Annotated in this window: 11 protein-coding genes; 3 read left to right on the plus strand and 8 right to left on the minus strand. The window is 64.1% G+C overall.

The genetic code is table 11. The annotated features are described in order from the left end of the window. Positions 1-79: 79 nt before the first annotated feature. Positions 80-1,108: an esterase gene (locus tag WA702_RS11570; protein WP_425110653.1), complete on the minus strand. Its 1,029-nt coding sequence runs from the start codon at positions 1,106-1,108 to the stop codon at positions 80-82. Between the two features lie 1,050 nt (positions 1,109-2,158). Here WA702_RS11570 and WA702_RS11575 point away from each other — a divergent pair. Together WA702_RS11575 and WA702_RS11580 are read left to right on the plus strand one after the other, a co-directional pair. After that, positions 2,159-2,647 (plus strand): hypothetical protein, encoded by a 489-nt coding sequence (locus WA702_RS11575; protein ID WP_425110663.1) that lies wholly within the window; start codon positions 2,159-2,161, stop codon positions 2,645-2,647. A gap of 308 nt (positions 2,648-2,955) precedes the next feature. Continuing rightward, complete coding sequence (locus tag WA702_RS11580) at positions 2,956-3,633, plus strand: AAA family ATPase (RefSeq protein WP_425110654.1); 678 nt, start codon at positions 2,956-2,958, stop codon at positions 3,631-3,633. 57 nt (positions 3,634-3,690) lie between these two features. Here the strand turns inward: WA702_RS11580 and WA702_RS11585 are convergent, their stop codons facing one another. The 4 genes from WA702_RS11585 to trxB form a co-directional block, all read right to left on the minus strand. Then, positions 3,691-3,825 (minus strand): hypothetical protein, encoded by a 135-nt coding sequence (locus tag WA702_RS11585; RefSeq protein ID WP_425110655.1) that lies wholly within the window; start codon positions 3,823-3,825, stop codon positions 3,691-3,693. 101 nt (positions 3,826-3,926) lie between these two features. Further along, entirely contained in the window at positions 3,927-4,853 is a 927-nt protein-coding gene (locus tag WA702_RS11590; protein ID WP_425110656.1) for a 4-hydroxy-tetrahydrodipicolinate synthase family protein, read from the minus strand. Positions 4,854-5,278: 425 nt separating this feature from the next. Further along, complete coding sequence (locus WA702_RS11595) at positions 5,279-6,202, minus strand: LysR family transcriptional regulator (RefSeq protein WP_425110657.1); 924 nt, start codon at positions 6,200-6,202, stop codon at positions 5,279-5,281. 7 nt (positions 6,203-6,209) lie between these two features. Beyond that, positions 6,210-7,175 (minus strand): thioredoxin-disulfide reductase, encoded by a 966-nt coding sequence (gene trxB, locus WA702_RS11600; RefSeq protein ID WP_425110658.1) that lies wholly within the window; start codon positions 7,173-7,175, stop codon positions 6,210-6,212. Positions 7,176-7,463: 288 nt separating this feature from the next. Here trxB and WA702_RS11605 point away from each other — a divergent pair, with 288 nt between their 5' ends. After that, positions 7,464-7,943 carry an Lrp/AsnC family transcriptional regulator gene (locus tag WA702_RS11605; RefSeq protein ID WP_425110659.1) on the plus strand — a complete coding sequence of 160 codons (480 nt, stop codon included), beginning with the start codon at positions 7,464-7,466 and terminating at the stop codon, positions 7,941-7,943. Between the two features lie 191 nt (positions 7,944-8,134). Here the strand turns inward: WA702_RS11605 and WA702_RS11610 are convergent, their stop codons facing one another. The 3 genes from WA702_RS11610 to carB form a co-directional block, all read right to left on the minus strand. After that, complete coding sequence (locus WA702_RS11610; RefSeq protein WP_425110660.1) at positions 8,135-8,533, minus strand: DoxX family protein; 399 nt, start codon at positions 8,531-8,533, stop codon at positions 8,135-8,137. A gap of 206 nt (positions 8,534-8,739) precedes the next feature. Then, positions 8,740-9,216 (minus strand): transcription elongation factor GreA, encoded by a 477-nt coding sequence (gene greA / locus WA702_RS11615; protein WP_425110661.1) that lies wholly within the window; start codon positions 9,214-9,216, stop codon positions 8,740-8,742. A 217-nt stretch (positions 9,217-9,433) separates the two neighbouring features. Further along, positions 9,434-11,308, minus strand: a 1,875-nt coding sequence (gene carB, locus WA702_RS11620; RefSeq protein ID WP_425110662.1) for a carbamoyl-phosphate synthase large subunit, incomplete at its 5' end; no start/stop codon positions are given.

Consider the following 11,308-nt stretch of genomic DNA (forward strand, 5'->3'; position numbering starts at 1 on the left):
GTGCTGACTTCTTGTTATTTGTGATACGGCAGCTTTTCATATCTACCGATCTCCGAGCAACGGCTCGTCCGCCCCTGCCTCACTTCACCGTCCCTACATGCTTCCCGATCCAATCGATCAGGATGTCCGCGATATCCAAACTATTATCGTCCTGCATCAGCATATGCGTGTTGCCCTTGATGCCGACCTCCGGGAGCACGAGCATCTCGGCCTTGGCGCCGGCGGCGTTGGCCGCATCGATGAAGGCGCGGCAGTTTTTCAGGCGCGGGGCCCAGCGCGGAAACTCGTCGACATAGTCGCCCCACAGCACCAGGATCGGCAGGCCCACATAGGGTGTCATGTCGGCCGTCGGTTCGGGGCAGGCGCCGGGCTCGATCGCGACGATGCCGGCGATGCCTTCGCGGCTCAGGGCCGCCGCCTGGAACGGATAGATGCCGGATTGCGAATGGCTCATCAGCACGGTGCCGCCGATCTTCTGGGCAAGCTCTGATAGCGCCGGCACGGTCGGGTTGGGCGTCGGCAGGCTGTTGATGCTGTCGGGCACGATCTGCTTCCAGAACTCGGCTTGCGCTGCGAGCGGAAAGCGCATGCCGGGCATCGTCTGCGGATAGTCCTTGCCGAACCGGAAGATCGCCCAGGCGCCTTCATGTCCGGAGGAAAACACTGTCGGCAACTGATCGGGCGCGGCCTTGCCGGTGCGCACCGCGTTGATGGCGGAGGGATTCGCCGCCGAGCGGCCGCGCCACGCCTGGTCGATGACGTAGGTCGGGTGTCCGTGACGGACGAAATATTCGTCCCAGCCCATGCGGCCGTCGGGCGTCGTCTCCCAGGTCTTGCCGGTCAGGCAACAGCCGTGGACGAGCGTGATCGGAACGGCGAGCTTCCCGGCCGGGACCTGATAGCGCACATAGACCTGGTCGACCGTTATCGTGCCTGACGGCGCGTAGGCCGGCACGGTCGACAGCGTGTCGGACTTCACCTCGCGTCCGCCGACGAAGAAGCTGCCCTGGCGCGCGATGGTCAGCGGGCCGGGATCGGGACGCGCGGTTTGTGCCGATGCGGCGTGGGCGATGGTCGAGAGGCTTGCGGCGAGCAGCACGGTGCGCATGGTGTGGTCTTCCTCCCGGTCGAGGGCGCTTTGCGCGCCGCGAGGCCGCAGCGATCCGGCCCTGTTGTCGATACGCGTTTTACAGCGCGTGTCGCGCGTCGTCGATTCATCTCATCCGAACATCCCTCGTCGAAGGCCTTCATGGCGCTGCTCGCGGGACACATAGCCGGTGCGGGACAGTTGTTGCGGGGAACGCAAATGGCACGTCACATTCCACCGTCATCCTCGCGCACGCGGGTATCCATAACCACAGACCGGTGCGATACGGGAATTGGTAGCTCCAGCGTTCCGCCACATCGGCAGCGGTGGTTGTGGGTCACGGCGCGAGGCCGGGACGACGGCGGGGTGGGTGGTGACCTCGGCATTTCAGGGCGATGTGTCGGCATTCGCGCTGCAGCGGCCGCGAGGGCGATTCCGAATTTCAGAATAAGTCTTGACGTCCACCCCAAATCAGGTGTTTCATCCCTCACATCCCGCCTCAAGCAGAGGGACGTATGCGCATCGTCAGGATACGCGAGGCGGGGATGCGGTGGCCGCGACTTGTCAGGCGCTTATGCGCGACGACTGAGGAGCGCGGACGGCGAAATCGTGTGGTCCTGGCATCCCGACGCTGATGCCAAGCCCCGCTGATGATGATCAGTGTGACGACGGTGGCCAACAAGCCCGGTGCACCGAGGAGATCACGTATAAGCCGTAAAGCCATCGCGCGGGGAATGCCGGATGTTCGGCTGAACCTGTGGTACCTGCCGCCTGCATTTTTTTCCGCAGGCGGGCCATGGGCGAGGCCAGCGCCCGGCATTCCCCGCGCCCTCTCGTCTTCATGAGGGCCTATCGCCGCCAAACTCGGGCAGCTCATGCCGCGAGACCGCGCGCGCGCCTTACGGCAGTCAGGGGAGTGCAATGAACTTATCTCGTTCAGGCATTGGACTGGGCACGATGGTGCGGCAGCAGCGCTCAGCAGCCGGTTGGTCGACGTGCTTGGTTTGCGCTTCATTGTCGCCGCGACGACTGGCGGACCTGTCGGGAGTGCAGAGATACCGGTTGGACCGGATGTTCGTGCCTCCGACGCGTCCCGTGCACGTACTTTTCCGGGGTGACTGCGTCACAGGCGCACAGCTTGCGAATCCCGGGCCGTTCAATCACACTTTGCAACTGGCCGGGGAGACTTTCATGACCGGGATTCGGTTGGGCTACGTGGGCGCGGCATCGCTGCTGACGGCGATGCTGATGGCTGCGACGGGGGCTCGTGCCTACACCCCCGAGCAGCAGCAGGCCTGCAGTGGCGATGCGTTCCGTTTGTGCTCTCAGGAGATCCCCGATGTCGATCGGGTGACCGCCTGCATGGCCCGCAACAAGTCGCAGCTGTCGCCGCAATGCCGCGCGCAGTTCGGACCGGCGCCGCGCGAGATGGTCGCGGACGCCCCGGCCGGCAGGCCGCTCAGCATCCACCCGGCCAAGCCTGCAAAGCCTGCCAAGAAGTCCGCCAAGAGGTCTGCCAAGGCGAAAGCGCACAAGACGACGAAGTCCGCGAAGTCGTAGACGCGCGCGCAGCGCTATCGACGACATGTGGACCCGGCACCCGGATCGAGCGTTACAGTTTGTTGTTCGTCGTTTGTCTTTCGCCCTGGGCTGCGGATGCCAGGCGCAGGATGGTCTTGGGCAGATGCCTCGGCTCGCGTTCGTGCCATCAAGAGCCGGTGATGCCGCCATTTGTTGTGTGATGTGTGACTCAAAAACCAACAGCGACTGACAATCAGGGTGAGCGCCATATTCCTTACTAAATTTGTCTTCCGCGAATCACCGCGGTGATTCATTTTTGAGCCCAAGGTCAATCTGGAGGCCACGGTATGAACGTTATTGTTTTCGCATCGCGTAAAGGCGGGTCGGGCAAGAGCACCCTGGCCGCTCACCTCGCCGCGCAGATCAAGTCGAAGCAGTCCTGCCTGCTGATCGATGCCGATCCGCAGGGATCGTTGACGCTCTGGCACAAGCTGCGCGGCACCAACGAGCCGCCGATCAAGACCGCCGTGAACTCGGTGAGCGGGATTGTCGCGGCCGCCCGCCGCGACGGCGTCGAGTGGGTGCTGATCGACACGCCGCCGAACCTTTCCAACGTGGTCGACGACGCCATCAAGAACGCCACCATGGTGATCATTCCGGCCCGCCCCGGTGTGTTCGACGTCAACGCCGTGCAGGAAACCATCCAGACCTGCCGCGCCGCGCGCAAGCCCTATGCCGTGGTGGTGAACGGTGCGCCGGCCCGCCGCGACGACGCCGAAAGCCCGATCGTCACCATCGCCCGCGAGGCGCTCGCCAAGTTCAAGGCGCCGGTCTGGGGCGGCCAGATCACCAACCGCGCCGACCTGCTGATGGCGCTCGGCCAGGGCGAGGGCGTGCGCGAGTATTACGGCGAGGGACGGGCCGCGCAGGAGATCGCGCGACTCTGGGCCGCGATCGAGCGCTCGGTGAAGGCGATCAGGGGCACCGTCTCGGCCAACGGCGCGATGCACAAGCAGGCGGCTTGAGCCGCTGTTTGCAACGATGAACGGAGGAACGCGCGGGTGGCCCGCGCGTTTTGCCGTTCAGGCCACCATCAGCAGGTAGAACAGGATCATCGGCGTCAGCGTCACGATCGTGGTCCAGATGCCGGTCGCCCAGAGAATGTCCTCGGTGCTGAAACCCTGCCGAACCGAGTATGGATTGTCCTGTAGTGCCACGGCATCCCCGCTGTTCTGCTCCCTTTCAAAACTCATATCGGAATGGCTTTAAGGACCCGGTTTCGAAATGCCCCGCATTTGAACCGGCCTGCTACTTCGGATTAACCGGCAGCCCGCAGCGGCTCGGTGGCCGTCGAGCGCTTGGCGATCTCGTGGTCGAGCCGTGCGGCAAGCTCGGCGCCGACTTCGAGCATCGGCAGCCGCACCTCGGGGGAGGCGATCAGGCCGAGCCGGAACAGCCAGTACTTGGCCGGCGCGGGGCTCGGCTCGGTGAACAACAGCCGCGTCAGCTCCGAGACGCGGTCCCATAGCGCCGCGGCTGCGGCTTGGTGGCCGTCCCTGAGCTGGGTCTGGATCGCGGCAAAGGTCGCGGTCTCGACATGCGCCGACAGCAGGATGGCGCCGTCGGCGCCGGCCTGCAGCGCATCGAAGGAATGCGCATCCTCGCCGGTCAGCACCCGGAAGCCGGCAGGCCGCGCCCGCAGCAGCTCGCGGGTCTGGGCGCGGTTGGCGCAGCAGTCCTTGAGGCCTGCGATGTTTGGATGCAGGGCGAGTTGCAGCAGCGTGGTGTTGTCGAGCCCGACCGAGGAGCGGTAGGGGATGTTGTAGAGCATGACCGGATGCGCCGCGCGGTCGGCCAGCGCGGTGAAATGCGCCAGCAGCCCGCGCTGCGAGGGGCGCACATAGTAGGGGCTCGAGATCAGGTAGCCATCGATCGGCCAGGTAGCCGTTGCGTCCAGCGCCTCGATCACGCGCGCGGTCGCAGCTCCGGTGAGGCCAAGGCAGATCGGCAGCTCGCGGCCGACATTGGCGAGTTCGTCGCGCACCTCCGCGCTCAGCTGCGCAAGCTCCGTCAGCGACAGCGCGAGCCCTTCGCCGGAGGTTGCGCCCAGGATCAAGCCATCGATCGGCTGTGCGGCATAATGGCGGATCAGGTTGCGGAGCGACGCCAGATCGAGCGCGCCGTCCCGAAGCGGCGTGATTAGCGGCAGCCAGAGGCCGTGCAGTCTTGAATGAAGGTCGGTCATATCCATCTCCTGAGTGCCGGGAGACGGGAGCCAACAAAAAACCCCGTCCTGACCGGCGGGGTTTTGCGAAGCGGCGTTGATGATAAGTCTAGCGCGCGCGTCCACACCTCCCCGGAAGGGGAGCTTTTTTCGACGACAGCTTGCGGCTCGCGCGTGTGAACATAAAAGCAGCATGCTGGGCACATGCTCCGCTGTCAACCTGCGGATGTGGCGCGCCCAAAAAAATAGCCGGGCTCAGAAGAGCCCGGCTGGAGGTATTGGCCACGTGAGGCCGACACAATCACCTTCCAAGAGGGATTCCTGAGCACCCGCGCCACTGGAGGAGGGGGACAAATGCGCAACGCGAGCGCTCAGTACACAAGCATTATGGGCGTGCACATGGGCCTGCAGCAACCGGGCAGGCCGCATGTCAGACATGCGCAAAATCAGGACGGCCAGCGCTGCGCTTTGCTCACGACGAAGTCACGGAACACCTGCACGCGTGCGACCGTTTTCAACTCTTCCGGGTAGACGAAATATGTGTCGAGCTGGATCGAATCCGACTCGCCAAAGAGTTGCACGAGCCGGCTTTGGTCCTCGACCAGATAGTCCGGCAGCGCGGCGATGCCGAGGCCCTGCTGACATGCGCGCACCAACCCCAGGATGTTGTTGACCTTAAAGTAGGCCTCGCGCGGTCCGGAGCCGTTGCGTCCGGCTTCGACCAGCCAGTTGCGGTTCTGCAGATGCGGCGCGACCTGGCCGTCGGCCAGCGTGATGATGCGATGGGCGTCGAGCTCGTCGAGCGTGCGCGGCGTGCCGAAGCGCTTGACGTATTCCGGCGAGCAATAGGCATGGAAGCCCATCGCGAACAGCTTGCGCTGGATCAGGTCGGGCTGGGTCGGCTTGCGGGTCCGGATCGCGACGTCGGCCTCGCGCATCGACAGATCGAGCTCTTCGTCGGTGACGATTAGGGAGATGCGGATCTCCGGATAGAGCGCGGTGAACTCGCCGAGCCGCGGGATCAGCCAGTTGATGCCGACACCCGGCGTGGTGGTGATCTTGAGGTCGCCGCTCGGCCGTTCGCGGCTGTCGGTGAGCTTGGCGCGGGCCGCCTGCAATTGCATGAACACGTCATGCGCGGTCCGAAACAGCAGGTCGCCCTGCTCGGTGAGGATGAGGCCGCGCGCATGGCGGTGAAACAGCGAGACCGACAGCTCCTGCTCGAGCGCGCTGACCTGGCGCGATACCGCCGATTGGGACAGGCCGAGCTGCTCCCCGGCATGCGTGAAGCTCCCAGCTTCCGCCGCTGCGTGAAACACCTTCAGCTTATCCCAATCCATATCCGTAAATCCGTCGCGTGATCTGACCATCTGGAGTTCATTCCGCCGCTGCACGTTCGCTTAGCGAATGCGCGAGGAAACGTTCGGCCTCGAGTGCGGCCATGCAGCCCATGCCGGCGGCCGTGACCGCTTGGCGGTAGGTCTCGTCGGCAACATCGCCGGCCGCAAACAGCCCAGGCACCGAGGTTGCCGTGGAATTCGCTGCGACCTCGACATAGCCGGAGGGTTTCAATTTGACTTGCCCGGCGACGAGCTCCGTCGCGGGCGCATGGCCGATCGCGATGAAGACGCCATCCGCAGGGAGCTTCTGCACAGCGCCGGTCTTGATGTTCTTGAGCCGCGCATGCGTGACCTTGGACGGATTGTCGGCGCCGCAGACCTCGTCGAGCACGCTGTCCCAGACCACCGCGATCTTGGGATGCTTGAACAGCCGCTCCTGCAGGATGCGCTCGGCGCGGAAATGGTCGCGCCGGTGCACGACGGTGACCTTCGATGCGAAATTGGTCAGGAACAGCGCCTCCTCGACCGCGGTGTTGCCGCCGCCGACCACGATCACCTCCTTGCCGCGATAGAAGAAGCCATCGCAGGTCGCACAGGCCGATACGCCAAAACCCTTGAATTTCTCTTCCGAAGGCATGCCGAGCCAGCGCGCCTGGGCGCCAGTGGCGAGGATGACGGTTTCGGCCAGGTAAACGTCGCCGGAATCGCAGGTCAGCCGGAATGGGCGTTGCCCGAGCTCCAGCTTGGTCACGAGATCGGTATGGATCTTGGTGCCGACATGAGCAGCCTGCTTCTCCATCTGCTCCATCAGCCAGGGGCCCTGGATGACGTCGGCGAAGCCCGGATAATTCTCGACGTCGGTAGTGATGGTGAGCTGGCCGCCCGGCTGGATGCCCTGGATCAGTACCGGCTCCAGCATCGCGCGCGCCGCGTAGATCGCCGCGGTGTATCCTGCGGGGCCAGAACCAATAATGACGACTTTGGCATAGATCGGAGCTTGCATGTGCCGGATTTCTCGCTGGGCGGGGATGCTTTTTGGCTGATACGGGGGCGGAATGCGCAAAAGCGCCCCCGGCCGCGTCAAAAAATGTCAAATCCAAGTCTAAGACATCTGGCTAGCTATGCAAGAATTGCAACGCATCTCGGCGAATTTTCCCTTCACGAGCCGGTCAGTGGGGAAAGTCCGCGCAATAAAATTGCGCAAGAGCGCCAAGCTGGGCTAAGAGAGTTGCCGTTCCCACCCCTGGCCCGCTGGGTCAGCCTCATTTCCCCGCCAGGACCCCGTATTCCCGTGTCGAAAAATCTGGATGAGATTGATCTGAAGATCCTGAGCGAGATCCAGGCCGACGGCCGAATCACCAATGTCGAGCTCGCCCGGCGGGTCGGCATCTCGCCGCCGCCCTGCCTGCGGCGGGTGCGGGCCCTGGAGGAAGAGGGGTACATCACCGGCTACCGCGGCCTGCTCGACCCGCGCAAGCTCGGCTTCGACGTCACCGTGTTCGCTTCGGTCCATCTGTCCAGCCAGGCTGATGCGGACCTGCGCGCATTCGAGGAGTTCGTCCGCGCCGAGCCGCTGGTGCGCGAATGCTGGATGCTGTCGGGGGAGGTCGATTTCATCTTGAAATGCGTCGCACCCGACATGGCGACATTCCAGGAATTCGTCACGCACCTGACCGCCGCCCCTCATGTGCGCAACGTCAGGACCTCGTTGGTGCTGCAAAATTCGAAATACGACGCGGCAGTGCCGCTGGAAGTGAAGGGACGGGAGTAGGGCTCGACGGTCATTGTCCCACCGCGCTGTCATCGTCGGCCACCCGGTCCGGCCTTCGGCCGGCCGGATGACAGGCTTCGGCGGACGATCCAGTACGCCGTGACCCTTCGGCCCAATCTCTTCTGCCGCGGCGTACTGGATGCTCCGCCTGCGCGGAGCATGACAGCGTTGGAGATAGGGAAAGCGAACGCTTACGTCTTCTTCCGCAGCATCGCGTCGAGGCTGATCGGGCCGCCGCCCGAGGTCGCCAGATAGAGGCAGGCGAAGCAAAGCGCGATCGCGAGCGAGCCGCCGTTGACGACCGGGAAGAAGCTCTTCGGCGCATGGCTGATGAAATAGGCGAACGCCATCTCGCCGGAGAAGATGAAGGCGACCGGTCGGGTGAACAGGCCGAGAATCAGCAACGCCCCGAGGACCAGCTCGATGCAGCCTGCAGCTCCATAGAGCGATGTGATTTCGACCTTTGAAAACATCGACTCCGCGGGAATCTTCAGGATCTTGGCGCAGCCATACTGAAACAGCACCAGCCCTGTGATGAAACGAAACAGGCTGAGCGCCACCGGCTGATACCTGGAAAACATCTGCTCCATCGTCATCCCCCAATTTGGAAACTTTAAGATTTCAGCTGTAACCTAATAGCCGGACTTCGTCACCCACGTCCCGCCGCTGCCGTCGGCCGATCGCAACGGCCCCACAGACGTAACACCGCCCGATCAAAAAGATTTCAGCGGCAACAAACGACAAAAAGGCCGCGCGGGGCGCGACCTTTTGCAAAACACGACATATCCGAGAAAAGCTAGCGCCACTCCACCTTGGCGATCTCGTAGGACTTGGCGCCGCCGGGCGCCATCACCTCGACGGTGGTGCCTTTGGTCTTGCCGATCAAGGCGCGTGCGAGCGGCGAGGTAATGGAGATCCTGCCCTTCTTGGCATCGGCCTCGACCTCGCCGACGAGCTGCCAAACCATCTTCTTCTCGGTGTCCTCGTCGATGAGGGTCACGGTGGCGCCGAATTTGATGGTGTCGCCAGAGAGCTTGGTCACATCGATGATGTCGGCGCGTGCGAGCTTGTCCTCGAGCTCCGCGATGCGGCCTTCGTTGTGCGACTGCTCTTCCTTGGCGGCGTGGTACTCGGCGTTCTCCGACAGGTCGCCATGCGAGCGCGCTTCCGCAATGTGTTCGATGATGCGCGGACGGTCCTCCGATTGACGGCGCTTCAGTTCGACTTCAAGCGCGGTATGGCCGGCCGACGTCATTGGAACCTTTTCAACCATCTCTTTCGTCCTTCCATCGTGCGGGCCAGCGGTCGCGCACGAGCAACGTCTTCAGGATAGGCCTTTCGGGCGCGAACCCGAAAGCAAAACTTCGGCCTCGGGAAGGCCGAGACAACATCAGACCATGCGGCTTGTTCCTGCCGCCGCCCCGCGGGGCCAGTCTGATTGCCGATCGTCGCCAATCGCTTAGCGGGCGCAGAAACCGCACCGGCCGCGATCAGTTGTCGGAAAAGTAGCTCTGCAGGGTGCGGACCTCAAGGTCTCCGCCGAGATAGGCGCGGATGCCCTGTGCTGCCGCCACGGCACCGGAGAGAGTGGTGTAGTACGGCACTTTATGCAAGAGGGCAGCGCGCCGCAGCGAACGGCTGTCGGCGAGCGCCTGCGGTCCCTCGGTGGTGTTGAAGACGAGCTGGATGTCCCCATTGGTGATGGCGTCGACGATGTGCGGCCGCCCCTCCAGCACCTTGTTGATCTTCTCGGCCGGCACGCCGTGATCGCTGAGGAAGCGCTGCGTGCCCGAGGTGGCCAATACCTTGAAGCCGGCCTGCTGCAGCAGCCGCACCACGTCGGCGATCCGCGTCTTGTCGGAGTCGCGCACCGAGACGAACACGGTGCCCTTGCGCGGCACGCGGGTGCCGCCGCCGAGCTGGCTCTTGGCAAAGGCGATCTGGAAGGAGCGGTCGATGCCCATCACCTCGCCGGTCGAGCGCATCTCCGGCCCGAGCACGGTATCGACGCCGGGGAAGCGGGCGAAGGGGAAGACCGATTCCTTGACGCCGACATGCTTGAGCTCGCGCTTTTTCAAACCGAAGTCAGCGAGCTTCTCACCGGCCATGATGCGGGCCGCGATCTTGGCGACCGGCGTACCGACCACCTTGGCGACGAAGGGTACCGTGCGCGAGGCGCGTGGGTTAACCTCGAGCACGTAGATCGCGCCGTCCTTGATCGCGTATTGCACGTTCATTAAGCCGACCACGTCCAGGCCGAGCGCGAGCTCGCGGGTCTGCCGCTCCAGCTCGGCGATCGTCTTGTCGTCGAGCGAGTGCGGCGGCAGCGAGCAGGCGGAGTCGCCGGAATGGATGCCGGCTTCCTCGATATGTTCCATGATACCGACGATGAAGGTGTCCTTGCCGTCGGACAGACAATCGACGTCGATCTCGGTGGCGTCGGACAGATAGCGGTCGAACAGCAGCGGGTTCTTGCCGAGCACTGTGTTGATCTGGCCGGTCTTGTCGTTCGGGTAGCGTGCCTTGACGTCGGCCGGCACCAGCTCGGGCAGGGTGCCGAGCAGGTAGTCGCCGAGCTGGCTCTCTTCGCGGATGATCTGCATCGCGCGTCCGCCGAGCACGTAGGACGGGCGCACCACCAGCGGCAGGCCGAGATCGGCGGCGACCAGCCGCGCCTGCTCGACCGAATAGGCAATACCGTTCTTCGGCTGCTTCAGGTGCAGCTTGTCGAGGACGCGCTTGAAGCGGTCGCGATCTTCGGCGAGGTCGATGGCCTCGGGCGAGGTGCCGAGAATCGGCACGTCGGCGGCTTCCAATGCGCGCGCCAGCTTGAGCGGGGTCTGGCCGCCGAACTGCACGATCACGCCGTGCAGCGTGCCGTTGGTGCGCTCGGTCGCAATGATCTCCAGCACGTCCTCGGCGGTGAGCGGCTCGAAATACAGCCGGTCGGCGGTGTCGTAGTCGGTCGACACCGTCTCCGGATTGCAATTGACCATAATGGTCTCATAGCCGGCGTCATGCAGCGCGAAGCACGCATGGCAGCAGCAATAATCGAACTCGATGCCCTGGCCGATCCGGTTCGGACCGCCACCGAGGATAATGACCTTCTTCTTGTCGGACGGCGCGCTCTCGTCGCCGAGTTGACCTGCGAACGGTGTCTCGTAGGTCGAGTACATGTAGGCGGTGGGAGAGGCGAACTCCGCCGCGCAGGTGTCGATGCGCTTGAACGCCGGGCGCACGCCGAGCCCACGGCGCTTGGCGGCGACGTCGTCCTCAGAGGTCTCGGCGAGCACGGCGAGCCGGGCGTCGGAGAAGCCCATCGCCTTCAGGCCACGCATGCCATGGGCGTTCGGCGGCAGGCCGTG

The sequence above is a fragment of the Bradyrhizobium sp. genome, assembly GCF_049798375.1.
GTDB lineage: Bacteria > Pseudomonadota > Alphaproteobacteria > Rhizobiales > Xanthobacteraceae > Bradyrhizobium.

Excerpts from the sequence above, each read along its gene's own strand:
- WA702_RS11595 (WP_425110657.1), bottom strand. The coding sequence starts at position 6,202 with ATGGTCAGATCACGCGACGGATTTACGGATATGGATTGGGATAAGCTG.
- WA702_RS11590 (WP_425110656.1), bottom strand. The coding sequence starts at position 4,853 with ATGACCGACCTTCATTCAAGACTGCACGGCCTCTGGCTGCCGCTAATC.
- WA702_RS11575 (WP_425110663.1), top strand. The coding sequence starts at position 2,159 with ATGTTCGTGCCTCCGACGCGTCCCGTGCACGTACTTTTCCGGGGTGAC.
- WA702_RS11610 (WP_425110660.1), bottom strand. The coding sequence starts at position 8,533 with ATGGAGCAGATGTTTTCCAGGTATCAGCCGGTGGCGCTCAGCCTGTTT.
- WA702_RS11580 (WP_425110654.1), top strand. The coding sequence starts at position 2,956 with ATGAACGTTATTGTTTTCGCATCGCGTAAAGGCGGGTCGGGCAAGAGC.
- greA (WP_425110661.1), bottom strand. The coding sequence starts at position 9,216 with ATGGTTGAAAAGGTTCCAATGACGTCGGCCGGCCATACCGCGCTTGAA.
- trxB (WP_425110658.1), bottom strand. The coding sequence starts at position 7,175 with ATGCAAGCTCCGATCTATGCCAAAGTCGTCATTATTGGTTCTGGCCCC.
- WA702_RS11570 (WP_425110653.1), bottom strand. The coding sequence starts at position 1,108 with ATGCGCACCGTGCTGCTCGCCGCAAGCCTCTCGACCATCGCCCACGCC.